Annotated in this window: 22 protein-coding genes and 2 pseudogenes; 14 read left to right on the top strand and 10 right to left on the bottom strand. The window is 49.9% G+C overall.

All coding sequences use genetic code 11. The annotated features are described in order from the left end of the window. The first annotated feature begins 536 nt into the window (after window positions 1-536). Entirely contained in the window at window positions 537-872 is a 336-nt protein-coding gene (locus MKQ70_RS00720; protein WP_248066259.1) for a hypothetical protein, read from the top strand. Then, window positions 779-2,671: an alpha-galactosidase gene (locus MKQ70_RS00725; RefSeq protein ID WP_248080883.1), complete on the top strand. Its 1,893-nt coding sequence runs from the start codon at window positions 779-781 to the stop codon at window positions 2,669-2,671. Before MKQ70_RS00720 ends, MKQ70_RS00725 begins: the two co-directional genes overlap by 94 nt. A 103-nt stretch (window positions 2,672-2,774) precedes the next feature. On the opposite strand, the gene MKQ70_RS00730 is transcribed toward MKQ70_RS00725, so the two are convergent. Beyond that, a complete protein-coding gene (locus MKQ70_RS00730) occupies window positions 2,775-3,506 on the bottom strand; it encodes an NAD-dependent epimerase/dehydratase family protein (protein WP_248066262.1) in 732 nt (243 codons plus the stop codon). Window positions 3,507-3,630: 124 nt separating this feature from the next. Here MKQ70_RS00730 and MKQ70_RS00735 point away from each other — a divergent pair, with 124 nt between their 5' ends. The 12 genes and pseudogenes from MKQ70_RS00735 (at window position 3,631) to MKQ70_RS00790 (ending at window position 11,005) form a co-directional block, all read left to right on the top strand. Next, a complete protein-coding gene (locus MKQ70_RS00735) occupies window positions 3,631-3,969 on the top strand; it encodes a hypothetical protein (protein WP_248066265.1) in 339 nt (112 codons plus the stop codon). A gap of 75 nt (window positions 3,970-4,044) precedes the next feature. Then, a complete protein-coding gene (locus MKQ70_RS00740; protein ID WP_248066270.1) occupies window positions 4,045-4,617 on the top strand; it encodes a hypothetical protein in 573 nt (190 codons plus the stop codon). A gap of 141 nt (window positions 4,618-4,758) precedes the next feature. Further along, window positions 4,759-5,409, top strand: a pseudogene (locus MKQ70_RS37265) (HAD family hydrolase). 102 nt (window positions 5,410-5,511) lie between these two features. Further along, window positions 5,512-7,464, top strand: coding sequence for a heparinase II/III domain-containing protein (locus MKQ70_RS00760; RefSeq protein ID WP_248066288.1), 1,953 nt, complete (start codon window positions 5,512-5,514; stop codon window positions 7,462-7,464). Between the two features lie 270 nt (window positions 7,465-7,734). Further along, a complete protein-coding gene (locus MKQ70_RS41855) occupies window positions 7,735-7,860 on the top strand; it encodes a hypothetical protein (protein ID WP_372490076.1) in 126 nt (41 codons plus the stop codon). Further along, window positions 7,833-8,306, top strand: coding sequence for a SatD family protein (locus MKQ70_RS00765; protein ID WP_248066290.1), 474 nt, complete (start codon window positions 7,833-7,835; stop codon window positions 8,304-8,306). The genes MKQ70_RS41855 and MKQ70_RS00765 overlap by 28 nt, the downstream gene beginning before the upstream one ends. Window positions 8,307-8,868: 562 nt before the next feature. Beyond that, window positions 8,869-9,246, top strand: coding sequence for a hypothetical protein (locus MKQ70_RS00770; protein WP_248066293.1), 378 nt, complete (start codon window positions 8,869-8,871; stop codon window positions 9,244-9,246). A gap of 3 nt (window positions 9,247-9,249) precedes the next feature. Beyond that, complete coding sequence (locus MKQ70_RS00775) at window positions 9,250-9,729, top strand: hypothetical protein (protein ID WP_248066296.1); 480 nt, start codon at window positions 9,250-9,252, stop codon at window positions 9,727-9,729. Continuing rightward, a complete protein-coding gene (locus tag MKQ70_RS00780) occupies window positions 9,729-9,881 on the top strand; it encodes a hypothetical protein (RefSeq protein ID WP_248066299.1) in 153 nt (50 codons plus the stop codon). Before MKQ70_RS00775 ends, MKQ70_RS00780 begins: the two co-directional genes overlap by 1 nt. Window positions 9,882-9,998: 117 nt before the next feature. Beyond that, window positions 9,999-10,286 (top strand): hypothetical protein, encoded by a 288-nt coding sequence (locus tag MKQ70_RS00785; RefSeq protein ID WP_248066302.1) that lies wholly within the window; start codon window positions 9,999-10,001, stop codon window positions 10,284-10,286. Between the two features lie 189 nt (window positions 10,287-10,475). Beyond that, the gene (locus MKQ70_RS37270) at window positions 10,476-10,610 is read left to right on the top strand and encodes a hypothetical protein (protein WP_282456157.1); all 135 of its coding nucleotides are present in this window, start codon (window positions 10,476-10,478) and stop codon (window positions 10,608-10,610) included. Further along, window positions 10,589-11,005, top strand: a complete 417-nt coding sequence (locus MKQ70_RS00790) for a lipid A-modifier LpxR family protein (RefSeq protein ID WP_282456158.1) — start codon at window positions 10,589-10,591, stop codon at window positions 11,003-11,005. The genes MKQ70_RS37270 and MKQ70_RS00790 overlap by 22 nt, the downstream gene beginning before the upstream one ends. A gap of 159 nt (window positions 11,006-11,164) precedes the next feature. On the opposite strand, the gene MKQ70_RS00795 is transcribed toward MKQ70_RS00790, so the two are convergent. The 9 genes and pseudogenes from MKQ70_RS00795 to MKQ70_RS00830 all read right to left on the bottom strand — a co-directional run bounded on the left by MKQ70_RS00795 (window position 11,165) and on the right by MKQ70_RS00830 (window position 16,948). Then, window positions 11,165-11,458 (bottom strand): outer membrane beta-barrel protein, encoded by a 294-nt coding sequence (locus MKQ70_RS00795; RefSeq protein WP_282457014.1) that lies wholly within the window; start codon window positions 11,456-11,458, stop codon window positions 11,165-11,167. Next, window positions 11,346-12,373: pseudogene (locus tag MKQ70_RS41860) on the bottom strand (outer membrane beta-barrel family protein). Before MKQ70_RS41860 ends, MKQ70_RS00795 begins: the two are co-directional and overlap by 113 nt. A 20-nt stretch (window positions 12,374-12,393) precedes the next feature. Beyond that, window positions 12,394-13,542, bottom strand: coding sequence for a TonB-dependent receptor plug domain-containing protein (locus MKQ70_RS00805; protein ID WP_248066307.1), 1,149 nt, complete (start codon window positions 13,540-13,542; stop codon window positions 12,394-12,396). A gap of 155 nt (window positions 13,543-13,697) precedes the next feature. Beyond that, the gene (locus MKQ70_RS00810) at window positions 13,698-14,999 is read right to left on the bottom strand and encodes a DUF3472 domain-containing protein (protein ID WP_248066309.1); all 1,302 of its coding nucleotides are present in this window, start codon (window positions 14,997-14,999) and stop codon (window positions 13,698-13,700) included. A gap of 62 nt (window positions 15,000-15,061) precedes the next feature. Next, a complete protein-coding gene (locus MKQ70_RS00815) occupies window positions 15,062-15,337 on the bottom strand; it encodes a discoidin domain-containing protein (RefSeq protein WP_248066312.1) in 276 nt (91 codons plus the stop codon). An 8-nt stretch (window positions 15,338-15,345) separates the two neighbouring features. Beyond that, the gene (locus tag MKQ70_RS00820; RefSeq protein WP_248066315.1) at window positions 15,346-15,594 is read right to left on the bottom strand and encodes a hypothetical protein; all 249 of its coding nucleotides are present in this window, start codon (window positions 15,592-15,594) and stop codon (window positions 15,346-15,348) included. 10 nt (window positions 15,595-15,604) lie between these two features. Further along, on the bottom strand, window positions 15,605-15,832 hold the full coding sequence (locus MKQ70_RS37285; protein ID WP_308198893.1) for a RagB/SusD family nutrient uptake outer membrane protein: 228 nt from the start codon (window positions 15,830-15,832) through the stop codon (window positions 15,605-15,607). Beyond that, window positions 15,808-16,356 carry a RagB/SusD family nutrient uptake outer membrane protein gene (locus MKQ70_RS00825; RefSeq protein WP_308198894.1) on the bottom strand — a complete coding sequence of 183 codons (549 nt, stop codon included), beginning with the start codon at window positions 16,354-16,356 and terminating at the stop codon, window positions 15,808-15,810. The genes MKQ70_RS37285 and MKQ70_RS00825 overlap by 25 nt, the downstream gene beginning before the upstream one ends. Continuing rightward, window positions 16,343-16,948 (bottom strand): RagB/SusD family nutrient uptake outer membrane protein, encoded by a 606-nt coding sequence (locus MKQ70_RS00830; protein WP_248066330.1) that lies wholly within the window; start codon window positions 16,946-16,948, stop codon window positions 16,343-16,345. Before MKQ70_RS00830 ends, MKQ70_RS00825 begins: the two co-directional genes overlap by 14 nt. Window positions 16,949-17,105: the final 157 nt, after the last annotated feature.

Here is a 17,105-nt window from a genome sequence, read left to right on the forward strand (position 1 = left end):
CACCCCGCCAAACCCCGAAAGTTTGCCAGGATGGAGAAAAAGTTGTCCAAAATGGAGAAAATATTCAACCCGGAATTTCATAAGTAATTGATCCTAATAGGATTGTAAGAGGATCGTAACTAACTGTAACTAAAATGTAGCTAAATAGCGCTAAAACACTGGGGTTTCAGTTAGGATGCTCTTAGGATCCTTTAACGATCCTTCGGTGATCCTTCGACGTTGTTCGGTGCAGGGGCGGTTTTGACGGGGTTTAACCGAAGGATCACCGAGGGATCGTCGAAGGATTATTGGGGGTATGTCGATTTCAGCCCCGCTTTCGAGCGCTTTCACCACAATTTTGGACTGCGTTCACCACCACGGGCATGTTCAGCTGAAGGGGTTGCGCTACTTTTGGCCTAATAGCGATACCGCTGCTGAAGGGAGTGACCGACGGCGGCCCCATAGTACTACTATAGCCGATTCCAATACTCAATCTGTAAAAGGTTGGATATGTGGGAAAAGCGTAATAACTTATCGCCCCACATAAAAATGATACAATGAAAAAATGCCTGATTGTGATGTTGGCCCTGTTACCCGCGGGCGCCATGTTGGCCCAGGAGCGTATTTCCGTTAACACCGACCACCTGCAGCTGGTATTTGCCGTAGACAAAGGAAAAGTATACCAGAGTTACTTCGGTGAAGCACTGCAGCATCCGAATGACCTTTACAGCTGCCTGCCCGCCACGAAGCCTATATTGGCGCCGGCACCAGCAACCTGTTCGAACCAGCTATCCAGGCGCTGCATACCGATGGTAATCCGTCGCTGGACCTCCGTTTCGCAGGAGCAGACGGCAGTGAAAAAGATGGCGTGTCTACCACCGTTATTAAATTAAAAGATCCGAAATATCCGTTTGAGGTGGCGTTATACGTCGCCGCTTATAAACAGCAGGACGTGTTTAAAACCTGGACGGAAATCCGCCACCAGGAAAAAGGAAATGTGGTGCTGAGCAATTATGCGTCCGCCATGTTGCATTTCGACCGGCAACATTACTTCCTTACGCAGTTTCACGGCGACTGGGCCGAGGAAATGAAGATGCAGGAAAGTGAACTTACCAGCGGCATAAAGGTGCTGGACACTAAGCTGGGCACGCGTGCGGCCATGTATCAATCTCCATTTTTCATGCTATCGCTTAACAGACTTTCCACCGAAACGACTGGTGAAGTGGTGGGCGGCACACTGGCCTGGACGGGCAATTTCCGCTTTGCATTTGAGCTGGACGAAGTGAATTCGCTCCGTGTGGTGGCAGGTATTAATCCTTATGCTTCTGCTTACACGCTGGCGCCGAATACCACGTTTACCACGCCTGGCTTCATATTCTCCTATTCCAACACGGGCCGCCACGACCTGAGCAACCGTTTGCAGCGCTGGGCCGCCAAATACGGCGTGCTTAACGGCGATAAACCCCGCGACGTGCTGCTCAACAACTGGGAAGCTACCTTCTTTGATTTTGATGAACCCAAACTCGCTACCCTGTTCGGCGAGGGGCACGACCTGGGCGCCGATATCTTTTTATTAGACGATGGCTGGTTCGCCAATAAATATCCCCGTAATGCAGACAATGCCGGTCTGGGCGACTGGGAAGTGAATAAAAAGAAACTACCCAACGGAATCGGCAACCTCGTGAAAACCGCCGAGGGCAAAGGAATTAAGTTTGGCATCTGGGTGGAGCCAGAAATGGTGAACCCTAAAAGTGAGCTGTATGAAAAACACCCCGACTGGGTACTGCAGCTGCAGAACCGGGAGGAGCATTATTACCGCAACCAACTGGTGCTGGACCTCATCAACCCCAAGGTGCAGGATTTCGTGTTCGGCGTGCTGGACAAATTACTCACGGAAAACCCGACCATCGCATATATCAAGTGGGATTGTAACCGGATGATCACAAACGCATATTCGCCTTACCTTAAAAATGACCAGTCGAAATTATACGTGGACTATGTGCGCGGTCTTTATAAAGTGCTGGACCGTGTGCGGGCAAAGTACCCGAGCCTGCCAATGATGCTCTGTTCCGGCGGTGGTGCGCGGGTAGACTATGGGGCACTGCCTTACTTCTCGGAGTTCTGGGCCAGCGATAATACCGATGGAGTAGAGCGGGTATACATGCAGTGGGGCTACAGCTATTTCTTTCCGTCCTTTACAGTGGCTGCCCACGTCACTTCCTGGGGCAAACAATCACTGAAATTCCGCACAGACGTGGCCATGATGGGCCGCCTGGGCTACGATATAGAACTGGATAAACTCTCCAAAGAGGAACTGGCATTCAGCCGTAAAGCGGTGGCTACTTACAAAGCATTGCAACCGGTGATCGCACACGGTTCGTTGTACCGCCTCATTTCGCCGTACGAAGAAAACCGCGCGGTGCTGATGTATGTGGATGATCAGAAGTCCAGGGCTGTGCTGTTCTCTTACAACCTGCACACCCGTTACCGCGAAGACCTGCAACTGGTAAAGTTACAGGGGCTGGCGCCGGAAAAGCGTTACAGCATCCGGGAAATAAACCTGGAGGGTGATAAAGCGGTGTTAGGTGTGAATAACAAGGTGTATTCCGGCGATTTCCTGATGAAGCAGGGGATAGGGGTGTCGCATTGGGATCCGTTGAAGAGCGTGGTGCTGGAGATTACAGCGGAGTAGATATTTTAGGGGCTGACCAAAAAGTAATGGTCAGCCCTAATTTATTCGGGTTCGTTTATACGATTTTCAAAGCCTTCATTTTACTTTTTGGTCAGCCCATTTTTTATGCTGTCTTAGCAAAATCCTTCCCCGCTACTTCCCTGATCTCCCTAACCCCCAACACCGCCTCCGGAAACCCGTGCCGCACACAATTGATCATTGCTAATCCCAACTCCCGCAACGTTCCAAATCCACCAGGCGCCAGTTTGCGCATCACCGGGAACAGCCAGTTCACATATTTATAAAAGGAAAGCGCGTTCTTTAATCCGGGTGTCGGTTTCATAAAACCCGGGCGGAACAGGTACACCTGCCGGAAGGGCAGTTTCCGCAGATCGTTTTCGGTTTTCCCCTTTACCCGCGCCCACATGCTGCGGCCTTCTTCGGAGCTGTCTGTACCCGCCCCGGATACATAACAAAAAGTCATATCCGGGTTTTGTTGTACGAGCACGCCGGCTACGTGCAGGGTGAGTACGTAGGTTTTTTCATAATACTCAGGTTCCTTCATACCAATAGAAGATACGCCCAGGCAGAAAAAGCAGGCATTGTAACCCGTCAGTTGCGAGGCGATAGGCGATATATCGTAAAAATTCGTATGAATGATTTCACGGAGTTTGGGGTGCGAAATACCACATGGCCGCCTGTTAATCACTAGTACTTTTTCCACTTCGGGATGTTGCAGGCACTCGTGTAAAACACCTTCGCCTACCATGCCGGTGGCGCCAGTAATAATGGCGCGTATCTTTGTGTGAATAGGGTTCATATCCCTGAAGTTACGTGCTTCTTTCCACTCCTGCAAACGGCTGTCTGTGGCTACTCCGCTGGCATGTTGTTTGATAAACTGTTAAAAGTTTGTCAAGGCTTTCAAAGTATGATAAACATCATGTATTTTCGATGAAAAGCCCGGTATTTTTACATCACTAATGAAAAGGTTAATATCCATATTATTATTGTTCATCTACCTGCCCCTCAGTTATAGTACCGGGGTGCAGGCGGCTGCAACGTATTGCGGGAGTTCCCTGCAATTAGATGTGGAAAATACCGGCGGGAAAGAAGAAGAAAGGACAGGCACAGAGACCATCAGCAACGAACAGGTGCAGCAGCAGCTGAAGCTCGTTAAGAAGACACAATCCACTGCAGCCGCCACTATTGTCGTGCGTAACGAAGCAGGCATAGTTGGCGAAACTATTGGGCGCATCTCAAGGCCCGTTATCCTCCCGCAAGCGCCGCTCTACATCTGGCATTGCGTTTACCGGTTATAGTATCCCCACTATCTCCCGTCATGTTACCTGCATGGCGCGTATCAATTCTTGTTTGATTATCAAAAATTTATCGCAATGAAAAAAGGAATCTTCGCGGCAGCGACGATCGCTGCTATGTTCACTGGTACAACCGTAATGGCTCAAACCGGCAATGGTATCTATATGACCCAACAGGACTATACCGCCAAAACCGCCGTGAGCAAGGATAAAATTCAGGCCGAACCGCTGTTTCAACACTCGAAATTTAAAGCGGTGAAAGACGGCGAAACCAAAACTTTCGATAAGAATGAAGTATTCGGCTATCGTGAAAATGGCCAGGACTACCGCTTCGTGAACAACGGCGCGTACAAAATTTTAGATAACGATCAGTTCCTGCTCTACAGCCGTTTCGAGCATATTAAAAATGGTAAGGAGCAAACCCGTGAAACCCGCTATTATTTCAGCGTTGAGCCTGGCAGCAAATTGATGCCGCTCACCAAAGCCAACCTGAAACAGGCTTTCCCGGAAAATAAATCGTTCCACGACCTGCTGGACCTCCAGTTCCGCAGCGACAAGGAACTTACAGCCTATGACAGCTTTCACAAACAGTACAAGGTGAAATCGTTGTACAACACCGCCCAGCGCGGGTTGCAGGCCATCAATTTATAAACCACAGTTGTTGTTTTTAGTATAAAGAGCGATATCGGGCTGTCCTTTTGGACGGCCCCGTTTTTTTTGCACCAGCTCAACAGCAGCGCGCCTTTGTACGATTGTGTTATGCCATTAATATTTATCCCCTTAAATTTAGGTATGATAAAGGCCTTCCTCTTCGACTTTAACGGCACCATGATCAACGACATGGAATATCACACCATTGCCTGGTTCGATATCATCACGCGCGAACTACAGCATAAGATATCACGCGAGGCGGTGAGGAACGAGATGTATGGTAAAAACAACGATGTACTTAACCGCATCTTTGGCCATGCGCATTTCAGCGAAGAAGAAATGAACCGCATCTCGCTGGAAAAGGAACGCCGTTACGGAGGCTTACGAACCCTATGTAGCGTGGATTCCCGGTCTGGCCCATTTCCCGGATACTGCGCACCTTAAAGGCATGAAAATGGCTATTGGCTCCGCCACGCTCACCTCCAATATTCTCTACATCCTTAAAAAGCTGAATGCCGGCGACTATTTCCGCGCCGTGATCAGCGCCGATGATGTAGAGCACAGCAAACCGCATCCCGAAACCTTTCTCCGCGCCGCCGAGGCGCTGGACGTACCCCCGGAGAATGCCCGGTGTTCGAAGACAGTCCCAAAGGGGTAGAGGCCGCCGAACGGGCAGGGATGAACGCAGTGGTCATCACTACCATGCATGAGCGGGAGGAGTTTAGGGGCTTCCACAACATTCTCCGTTTCATTAAGGATTATAACGATCCGTTTATCGCATCCCTGGTATAATTCCGGTTTTTATTTACCGTCCGCCACAAAAAGATAGTTTTATGCAATCGATTTACTAATTTAGGATTAAACAGTAAAACCCTTATTCAACCACGTTATACAATGAAAGGTCGTAAGCACTCCCTGCTCCCGGTGTTATGCCTGGCTGCCCCAATTTGGCTGGCCGCCCAGATCACGCCGCGTAATTTACTGCAGCGTTTTTCTCCCGAAACAGTGTCTGCTTCGCTGATCCCGCGCGAACAATGGAAACCGTTTCCCAATACACCCGAAGCCTGGAAGGGCTACCTGCCCGACAGTGTGCTCGATCAAATGGTAAAAGCGGGAGAGAGCTGGCTGAAAAAGGACTTCAAGGATATTCCCGCTTCCGTGGCCATCGAGTTTACCCGTAATGGTAACCGCAGCCGGTACGAGGCGCTCTCATTTCCGAAACGCAAACAGCTCTGGGATCTCATGCTCGCGGAATCCATCGAGGGCAAGGGCCGTTTCTCCAATGATATCATGAACGGGGTATGGTCTATTTGTGAAGAGTCATTCTGGGGCGCTACCGCACACCTGGGCGGACAAAAAGGCGGTAATGGTCTCGCCAACGTCGAAGATCCCATCGTTGACCTCTTCGCCGCCGAAACAGCCTCTATGCTGGCCTGGACGGATTACTTTGCCGGCGCCAGTCTCGATAAGTCATCCAAGTTCCTGCGCCCGCGCATTTATTATGAAGTAAACCGCCGCGTATTAAAACCAATGATGACGGCTAAATACGGCTACCTCGGAATCGGTAATCCCAACGCGGTGCTCAACAACTGGGCGCCCTGGGTGATCAGCAATTATCTTACCGCCAGCCTGCTGCTCGATAAGGACGAAAAACTGCGTGCAGAAGCCGTGGTGCGCTCCATGAAAGTAACCGATCACTATATCAATGGTTTGGGCGTGGATGGCAGCTGCGACGAAGGGCCCAGCTATTGGTTCGCCGCAGGCGGCTGCGTGATCGATGTGCTCAACCTGCTCGACGATGCCACCGGCGGCAAAGTAAATATTTACAAAGAAGATATCATTCAGAAAATGACGTCTTACATCTATAAAACCCACATCCGCAACGATTACTTCGTAAACGTAGCCGATGCGCCCGCACAAACAAAACCCGACGGACTCCTGTTGTTCCGCATCGGCAAAGACCTGGGGGATGATAAGATGAAAAACTTCGGCGCATGGGCATACAATGCATATGGTAAAGTTGCCAACAAAAGTGGCAGCGGTAATCAGAACCAATGGCATTGCATGCGTGCCCTTTACAATATGGGCGCACTCAAAGAATGTGCAGCAACACCGGGAGCGCAGCCCAATGTAAAAGAGGTATGGCTCAGCGACGTGCAACTCATGGCTGCCCGCGATGGCGAAAAATATTATTTAGCCACGCACGGCGGACACAACGCCGAAAGCCACAACCACAACGACGTAGGCGACTTCATCGTATACGCGTATGGCCAGCCGCTGATCATCGACGTGGGCCGTGGTACCTATACCGCCAGAACATTTTCTTCCGCACGCTATGAACTATGGTTCAATACTTCTCCCTATCACAACCTGCCTACGATTAACGGTATCGAACAACAGGCCGGGCGTAAGTTTGAGGCGACAGATGTAAAATACGAAGGTGGCAAATCGCCCGCCTTAAATATGCATATCGAAAACGCTTATCCTAAAGAAACCGGCCTTAAATTCTGGCAGCGCAGTGTAAAACTGGAGCGTGGCAAAGGCGTGGTGATCGCCGATAATTATAGTGCAGATGCACCTTTAAAGAGCCTGACACAAACGTTCATGACCACCTGCGATATTGCATCGCCATCTCCCGGAAAAATAACGTTAACGCTGCCGGACGGTAAAACGGCCGAGCTGTTGTACGATGGTAACTACTGGGAAGCCGCACAGGAAGTGATTCCACTGAAAACGGCCGAGGATGAGGTGTTTAAAACCGCATGGGATAGCAGGCCGATAAAACGAATTCTGCTAACGGCGAAGAAGCCGGGGCAGCAAGGGAAGTTCACCTATACGATCAGATAAATTCTTTGTTGTAAATTGAAGGAAAGCAAGTCGTCCGTCCGCTGATGCGGCGGACGCTTGTGTTTTTAGGCACAACCGATAGTGGAAGTATTTCACTTTTTGTGCAATAATGCGTGTTATTTCACTTTTTGTGAAATGGGCGTCATTATTTCACTTTTTGTGAAATGGGTGAAGATATTTTTATATATTTGTAGTGATATGAAACGTAACCTACATTTCATCCTTATGGCTGATATAATAAGCAGCCGTCAAACATCACAGGCAAAACTAATGGATGATTTTAAGAAAATTGTCCACGCAGTGAATACTAGTGCGAAAGAAAGCATTCTTTCACCGCTTACTATCACGCTCGGGGATGAGTTTCAGGGGTGCCCAGCGATCTGCTATCCGCGCTGAAGGTTATTGTTGAACTGGAGGAGCAAATGATAGCGAGAGACGCCCGGTTCAAACTCAGATATGTTGTTTTTGAAGGACGGATTGAAACGAAAATTAATCCGGCTGTTGCACATGAAATGCTTGGCCCCGGGTTAACAGAAGCCCGTAATTTGCTCGGAGAGCTGAAAAACTCAAATGACAGGTTTCACGTTAATATAACGGACATCAAAAAATCGGCAGTCCTGAATGACGCATTTCGTATCTATCAAGGAATAGTAGACGGTTGGCAGGCGGACAAGGACTATGAGATTGTGACCTCTTTTCTGGAGCTTGGCGACTACAAAATGGTCGCCGATAAATTAAACAGGGACCGGTCATTGATGTGGAAAAGAGAGCGCAGCCAAAATATCAAAGAATATGTGTCTCTTAAAAATATAATATCATATCTCGCATTAAGTCATGTGTAAGTTTGTTACGTTATTGGTCATTTATCTGGTGTCAGAGGTTATTTTAGCTTTTATCTTCTCCGCGATTGCCCAGTTGTACTACAAAGAAATCGCTAACAAAGGGAAGGGAATTGATTTTAAATCCGTTTTGAAGGGAATATTCGAACGTGTTTTTCTGGCAGTATCGTTGATTAACAACCTGCCTCATGCCCTTACCTTTTTTAGTGCACTGAAACTTGCGACCCGGCTGAAACATGATGAGCCGGATAAAGAACATAATAAGTTCAATGACTATTACCTCGTTGGAAATCTCGCGTCAGTACTGGTCGCAATCATATACTCCTGGTTATATCTTAATTTCGACACAATAGAACTTTTCCGGAGGATCTGCGGCTAAAGGAAATAGCGAACTAAATTCTAATGATTGAATCCCCTACATCCCTACCCAACGCTTCGAACTGCACGGCCGCGACTACCCACCCGATTTGGTAACTTTGATGCACATGAACGAAACATCTTTTATCCCTTCTGTACGATTTGACCGCGATAAGTCAACACATAGAACTTCAGCGCTCTCGTTTTTATGGTCATGCTCGGAGCAACGCCGGTGATCGTATCTAAATTCGGTGTTTTGCATATAGCTACGCTCAATACAGTGTTTTTTTTCTTTTGTTCCTGTTATGCGTTATTTCATAGCTTCCGGGAAAGGAAAGGGCTTGCATTTAACGAAGATGGAATTTCCTATAATTCATCATTTATCGCCTGGGCCGACATCTCCGCCTATTATTTTTACGAATTAAATGATGCGGATGGCGATACCTTCTACTATATGGGGCTACGGCCGAAAGATGGAACCAGGGATATTGCGATTATGTTAAATGATCTGGACTATGAAGGTGAAATGAAAGATCACATCCGCCCGTTTACAGAAGCATACGGTGTACCGATCGGTAACAGCTAATTCATGGAAGATATCACTATGCTACCAATAAAGAAATATCAATACAGCCCGATAGGCACTGCGTTCCAGGCCGTCATTAGCTTTGTGTTTTCGATGGTATTCACATACCATGCGATCAAACAGTCGGAAGGGACTTTCTGGCTCGGTATGGGCGCAGGATTCTTTTTCTTGTTGTCGATCATGGCATGGCGCGGTGCGCTCAGTTCCAAACCAATACTGATGATTTCGGAAAAAGGCGTTAGTTACAAAGGGAAATTCTTTCCCTGGAAAGATATTAAATCATACCAGGTAGTGATCGAAGCTGGGAGCACCTCGGCCGACCATTACTTGTCGCTGCGGCTCTATCATGTGAGAGATGATGTAAATATCGAGCTTAGCAGTTTGGTGCTCGACGGTTACATGGAAGATATTATCGCACCATACGCGCGATTAAATAATGTCCCATGCAGAAGTGTTCCCAAACGTAAACATCCCTATCAGTAATGCCGGAGACTATTATTTATGCCATCGGCGAGAGAGATAAAAAGCGTTACCTCGCGCTCAGGTTAAAAGGTAGGGAAATCGGCGACGTTATCTGGCCCGATGATATCGACATTCCTTCTAAGCTGGAAGTGCATTTTGTTCCTTTTGCCTAAACACACGGTATCCTCAAAAGACCATTCAAACGTTAATTTTCCCAATCCGCTACCGCATATCCCAACATATTGTATAAATTGCCCCTGTTTTTGTTCGTATAAACAATCAGAGCGGTTATGAAGTTCGGCGCGGCCCGGAGCATTTTTGCTGCATTGGCACTTTCTCTTTTCCCTGTCACTGTTTTCGCCCAGGATTCCGGGCGGGTAAGGTTATTGGTCAGGGTGTATGAGGATAACGACGGCATCAAGTTCGGTCGTAAAATAGCCGATGGCGGTTATACCAACGGCACCCGCCTCGATGTTTTTACGTCAATAAGCGCCGCCCTGCGTTCCTGCTGGACAGGCTCGCCCCGGCTTTCGGTGGCAAAGCCATTTATGCCAGCAGCTGGAGCGTTTTCCAGATGATGATTACGCCGCTAAGCGTGGGTATGCCGGCCTATAAGCCTGTTGATTACCCGTATTCCGGCTCCCTCACCGCTCACCATTCCCTGTACGCTTTCCGCCCCGGTAAAAGGACGGCTTTCAAACAGAATGGGTGCTGGGAGTAATGGGGCCGCCTTCGTTTGCGCGACAAACGCAAAACATGATCCACCGGTGGTTCAATTTTACCACCCCCGCGGCTGGGACTACCAGTACCGTACAGATCTGCTGCTCAATTACAATCTTACTTACGATAAGCAACTCACCAACCTCGAAAGGGGGTCGAAATGCTCGGTGGCGGGCGTGTGAGCGTTGGTTCCATGATCAACTCGCTCGAAGCGCATGCGCTGCTGCGTACGGGGAATATGTCGCCCTACTTCGATGGACTGCTCGAACAGTACGCCCACAAAGATCACTCGCAGGTGTATCTCAGCGTGAAGCCTTCCGTTCAATATGTACTCTACAACAGCCTGCTGGAAGGGGGCCTGTTCTCCAAAGATGTATACGTGGAACCCGAAGTGCGTGAAGCCGCGGGTAACCTGGAACGCCCGCCTATGCGTCGCCTCATGGCCGACGTGGAGCTGTCTGCCGTACTCAGCCTCAAACGGTTCGCTGTTACTTTCTCGCAAAAGTTCAATACCAAAGACTTCGAAGACCTGCCCGCGCAACATGTCGGCAATATCTCCATATATCTAGGTTTTTGATTTATTGCATATATAACTATAACTTTTCCTATAGTGATCCTCTATAGATCCTATATCCATCCTATATGCTCATTCGCTGAAACGTAGGCTGGCAGGGTAGGTGGATATAGGATCCTTATAGGATCCATATAGGATACGTTAAAGAAAAGGCTGTGCGAACTATTCAAATCCTTCTTCTCTTTCTTTCTTTTCGATTTTCTGCTGGTTCAACCGGTAATTCAGCGTCAATGTGAGCTGCCGTACGCGCCATTGGAAATCGGAGCGGGAGTACAGGTGTGCGTCGTCCAGCATAATGTCGGTAATGGAGCGGCGGCGTCGGGTGTTCAGCAGGTCGCGCACGTTAAAGGTGAGCGTGCCTTTGCCTTTCATAATGTCCTGCGCCAGGCCCAGGTCTATGGAGTATTGCGATTTGTCCTTTCCCTGCGTGGTGATACGGGGCGCCTGGTAGTTCAGCGACGCCACGGAAGTCCAGGCTCTTAAAGAACGTCATGCGAGAAGTAGTGCGGTTCGTCATCGTGGTGGTAGAGGCCGTCAGGGGGCCATTGAAGTAACCCCGGGATTCGGCATGGAAGAAATTGGCGCTGGTGTTGAATTTCCACCATTGCGTCAGCGTCATCGACAGGTTGAACTCTACGCCAATGTCATCGCGGGTGTCCATATTAATGGGGCGGATGTAAGTAGTATCGCCGTTTTTACTGGGATCGCTCACACGCTGTACTTCGCCCGTTTTGTGGCGGTAGTACACGCTCGATAGGATAGACCCACCATCCCATTCCAGCAGGTGGCCGGCTTCCATGGAATGACTGTATTCCGGGTTCAGGTTCGGGTTACCTACAAAGAATACGCGCTGATCGCTGTAGTCAGAGAACGGCGTCAGGTCGCGGAGTTCGGGCGGTTAATACGGTAGCTGTAACTCAGTTGCAGGGTGTTCGCCTTGTTTAGCTGGTACGATAAACCCGTGCTCGGGAACAGGTTGAAATACTGCCATTTGTTGGTTTCGTTCGTTTTCAGCAACCCGGTGCGGATATCCGACAACTCGCCGCGAAGGCCCAGCTGGTAAGAGAATTTATTTACCTTATTGCCAAACATCGCGTATGCCGCATATATCTTCTCGTTATACTCCATGTTGTTATCAAAGGCAGATAACGGGTTCCAGTCGCCATTGCTATTTTGTTCCTCCACTAAAAAATCGTTCGTTACCTTACGCATCGTCGCTTTCAGGCCGCCTTCCAGTTTGGCGTTCGGGCCAAAGGGATGCACGTAGTCAGTTTGCAGCAACAGCGTTCTTTCCCAGGTAGGATTATCGGAACGTTGTAACAACGTGGGAGCTCCACCGTTAGGCCCTTGAGTGTAATTCGATTTTTCAATATCGCCGCTGCTTGTCCACTTTACATCGGCGGTCCATTCTCTTTTTCCTGCTGATCATATTTTTTGCGGAAGCTCAGCGTGGCTTCTGTATTCTCTTCGCGGGCGTCTTCATCGTTAATGCGCAGCGTAGCGTTTTTGATTTGTCCATTGCCGTCGAGGTCTTCATAACGCAGGCGGCTTACATTATTTTCTTTACCGCCGGAATATAGTACAGAGCCGGTCAGCGTAGTGTTGTCGGTCAGGTAATAATCCATGCCCACCATAATATTCGCGCCCAGGTCTTTCCGTTCGCGACGCATACTTTCATTGTAAGCCCAGCTGGTATCGGCACTTTCATACGTACGGTACGTGCTGCTCTTACCCGGTCCTTTCCGCTGGTTCACGCCAAAGCTTGAAAAGAGGTTCATCTTTTCATTTCTATAATTAATGGCATAAGCCGCACCCAGCTGTTGCGGGTAACCCAGTGTACCGGTAAAGTTGCCATTAAAGCCGCGGGTTTTATTTTTCTTGAGGATGATATTAATAACGCCTGTTTCCCCGGCCGCATCGAAGCGGGACGAGGGATTGGTCACCACCTCTATCCGGTCGATCATCGCACCCTGCAGGTTGCGCAATGCGTCGGTGCTTTTAATGCCGGTGAGGGCAGAAGGTTTGCCATCAATAAGGATACGCACGCCCTGGCTGCCACGCAGGGCTACGTTACCGTCCACATCTACCGTTACGGAAGGCACGTTGGCAAGCACTTCAGATGCGTTAGCGCCAATGTTGCTCACGTCCTGGCTCACGTTATACACGCGTTTGTCCAGGTCCAGTTCCATCAGTTTCTTTTCGCCCACGATTTCCACCTGCGCCAGTGTTTTAGAGCCGGGTTTCAGCACAATAGCGCCGAGTTGCAGGTCCTTCACCAGGTTAATGTTGATGAATTTATCTTTATAAGAAAGCAGGCTGATTTTTACAAAATACTTGCCGGGCGCAGCCTTTAATTTAAAGACTCCTTTTTCGTCCGACACGCCCCCGGTTACCTGGGAGGAGTCCTTACTGCGGAATAATATCGCTGTGCTGAAAGGAACGACAGCGCCTTTTTCATCAGTCGTTTGTCCTGTAATGGTTTGGGCCTTTACGATTACCGATAGTTGAAGGAAAAGGATCACTGTTAGAAGTCTGCGCATACCTGTCTCTGATTAGATACCCGAAAATTACGCAAACATGCGCCGGCAGCCTTTCTAAACTGGTTGAGCGGTAAATAGAAAGGCCCCGCAGGAAAGCGGGGCCTTGTCATGAATGATGTTCTCCGGGAACATTCCGATCACAAAATAAACAGTCTTTACGGTAAGGTGGTCAGGTTCACCGTAGGTGCAGTGCCGGTGGCAGTGCGGGTGAACGGCTGATTGTAGCTTACATAATTCGAAAAGAATCCGCCATTACGCAGGTAGAACTTACCGGACTCCAGTCCGCCCGCATAATCGCGGCGCTGGTCTGCCGTAGCAGTCGCATCCGCTGTGAAATTCGCGGTGGTCAGTTCTACCCAGGTGCCCGATGTGTTGCGGATCCACTGGTTGCCGTACAATGCTTTACGGCCCTGGTAGCCGTTTACGTCGGAGAAGCATTCGAGGAACGAGTAAATGCCCGTCAGGTAGGTAACGGTATTAGGCCGCTTCCAGGTTGCGATAAAGCGCCAGGTGGCGGATTCAGGCGTATACACCCACGCAGAAAAATCGGTAGCGCCCGCACCATCAGGTTTCGCCTGGGTGAGGAAGCGGTAAGTATTGCCCGCAACCCAGTTAAACACCAGGTAGCTTTGTCCGCCGGTGCCTTCGCCGCCAAATGAATTATCCGTTACACCGGTGCCTTTGCGCACCAGGCTGGTGGTACCCGTGCCGGGGTCCCATACAGAAAACAGGATGCGGCGTTCGGTCGCGCTGTTCACCTGTATGCCAAAATACCCGCCGTTAAAGCCATTGGCCATGTAGTACGAACCAATTTTGTCTTCGCCAATGGGTACGGTCACTTCGCTGTACATCCACTCGGCAGTGTTGCCGCTGGGAATGGTGTAACCGAGGTGCACCGAGGGCCCTCTTCTTGACCAGTAGTAATTTGCGGCGTCATTGGCATACACCACGTTGTTCGCGGTGGCCGCGCCGCTGATGATGATGTCCGACACATCGCCGAAGTAGCTGCCGGTTTTGCTTACACCCTGCAGGTCTACTTTAATGTACCCGGCCGCGCCCACGGTAACGCTGCCAATGGCATGCGTTGCATAACTGCTGCCGGTAATGGTTTTGTTGAATACGGTGCCATTCACCGTTACTTTGATATTGCTGCTGCCGCTGGGCGCCACTTTGGCGCGGATCGATACATTCAGCGTACCGGTGAGTCCCAACCGGAAATAGACGCTGGTTATGCTGTTGGCGTTGGTCCAGTTACCCAGACCATTGCCGGTGATCACTTCCGCACCGCCGCTGGCCAGTGTGGTCACAAAGCCGTTGCCGGCCAGGGGCACTGAGTAGCTGGTTGCGGGTGGAACAACCGCGGTAGTATCGGGTTTCGCCTGTTCATCACTTTTCTTGCTGCACGAAAACAGTAACGCGCACAGCAACGCTGTGCCGGTTATGAAGGGTATTTTCATTGTTTTTCGTTTAGATAATGAATGATTGCATGTGACCGGAGTTGCCCACGAAAAACATTGTACTATTTTTCTTTGGCGGTAAATACATTGATTTCCGCCAGGAAGGTATTCGCTGTAGGCCCCGTTAGTGCAGTCATTTTCAGGTAGCGGTAAGCGGTGGCCGATGATACCGCAAAACTCTGGGGCGTTTTAGTCGCGCCCACAAAGGGTATGCTGTCGCGCAGCATACTCCAGGAAGTGCCGTCATTACTGCCTTCCAGCCGGAAGCGGGTCATGCCGTTGGCATTGTTCTGCCGGGCTGTAATATCCACCGATACCATTTTGATGGGTGTTTTCATGTCGATGTTCAGCCAGTGCGGGTAACTGGAAGTGATATCGCAATAAGCGGAAGCCAGAACGTGTTGACGTTGTTGTCCAGCACCAGCGCTGCACCGGCGGTTTCGCAGGTGGTTTCCTGCGTGGAGGCGGTGACGGTCCAGGCGGTACGGTCGGCCGCCGCAATGGTGGAGCGGTCTTTAAAGGTAACCACATCCGCTTTGCCGCAACCTGCCATACAGGCTGCGGATATCAATATAAAGAGCAGGGAATGTTTCATGAGAAAGGCATTAAGGGTTTTGTGTAAGGTTTTTGTTCACCAGGCGCTCGCGGTTCGGGATGAAGTAAATCACCCGGTTATCCGTAGGTTGAATGGTCTGGTTCACATTTGTGTTTGGCGTATTGTTCAGCGCATGTGTACCCGGGTAATCGCGTACCAGTGCACGGTTGTTGCGGAACAGGTCGTACGGCCGCTGTCCTTCAAATGCAAATTCTAACCTTCGTTCTTCCAATACCACATCCAGTACGGTTTTGCCGGCCGCCGCCACACTAGCCAGCGTGTACAATGCTGTGCGCTTAATCCCGCCCGCTGACGGATAAGATTCACATCATCCAGCGCCAGTTGCAGTCCGCCACCGCCCGCTTTGGCATTGGCCTCTGCACGGTTCAGGTACATTTCGGCCAAACGGAGGTATACCGGCGAGCTTAGGTTCGTCAGCCCTTCCTGGTAATTGTATTTGTTGATGTAATACATCGGCGTTTTAGGATTCAACCGGGTATTATATTGAATAGTGGTTACCGGCACGGTGTACGGATATGCCAATACACCACCGGTAGTATATGGAGAGATAAAGGCGTGGCGCAGATCGCCGGGGTTTTTATCCAGCAGCGTGATGTACTGTTGCGATGCATAAATCTCGCCCCAGCCGGTAGCACCCTGGCCGCCCTCGCTGTAGTACATCGAACCGATCGCGCTAAAGTCGCGGTTCTCTGTTTTAATGTGGCGGATGCAGAAAATGGTTTCCTGGTTATCCTCCGGCACCCCGCGGAAATAGTTGGCGTAAGCATTGCCCCAACAGGACATAGCGGTTGGAGGTAATCACCTTGTCCGCGTATTCGATGGCTTTGGCGTTGTCACCTTTGTACAGGTATACGCGGCTGAGCAACGCCAGCGCTACTTCTTTGGAGGCAAAATTGTTGTTCTTCTGCTCGGTCATCAGTTCCGCTGCTTTCTGCAGGTCGGAGATCACAAAGTCATATACTTCTTTTACGGTGTTACGCGCCGGGAATTCTTCCCTGGTATCTTCTTTCACGATAGGTACCGCCTCGTTACTGCCGTCGCCCTGCGTATATGGCCGGCCAAACACACGTGCCATATTGAAATACATCATGGCCCGCAGGTACAGGTTTTCTCCTTTCAGCTGGCGCAGCGCCGGGGTAGATTCATCCGGTACAAACGCGATGACGCGGTTGGCGGAGTTGATCACGAAGTACGATTGCTGCCACACGTTGTACACGTGGCTCATGTCTACCAGGTGCGTATACCGGTAGGCGTTAGACAAAGCATCGGACGACGCCTGTCCCTGCGCAATATTATCGCTCGGGTATTCCGACAGGAAGTGGATACTGCGCACGTACGTCGGGTTTTTAATACCGCGTAAGTACCGATGGTGGCTGACTGTACATCGTCTGCATCGTTCAGTGCCTCCGATTCCGATTTGGCGGTGGAGGGTTCAAAATATTTTTTACAGGAAGCCGCACCCAGTAAGAGCGCGCTGCCTATCAATATGG

The organism is Chitinophaga sedimenti, assembly GCF_023156195.1.
Taxonomy (GTDB): Bacteria; Bacteroidota; Bacteroidia; order Chitinophagales; family Chitinophagaceae; genus Chitinophaga; species Chitinophaga sedimenti.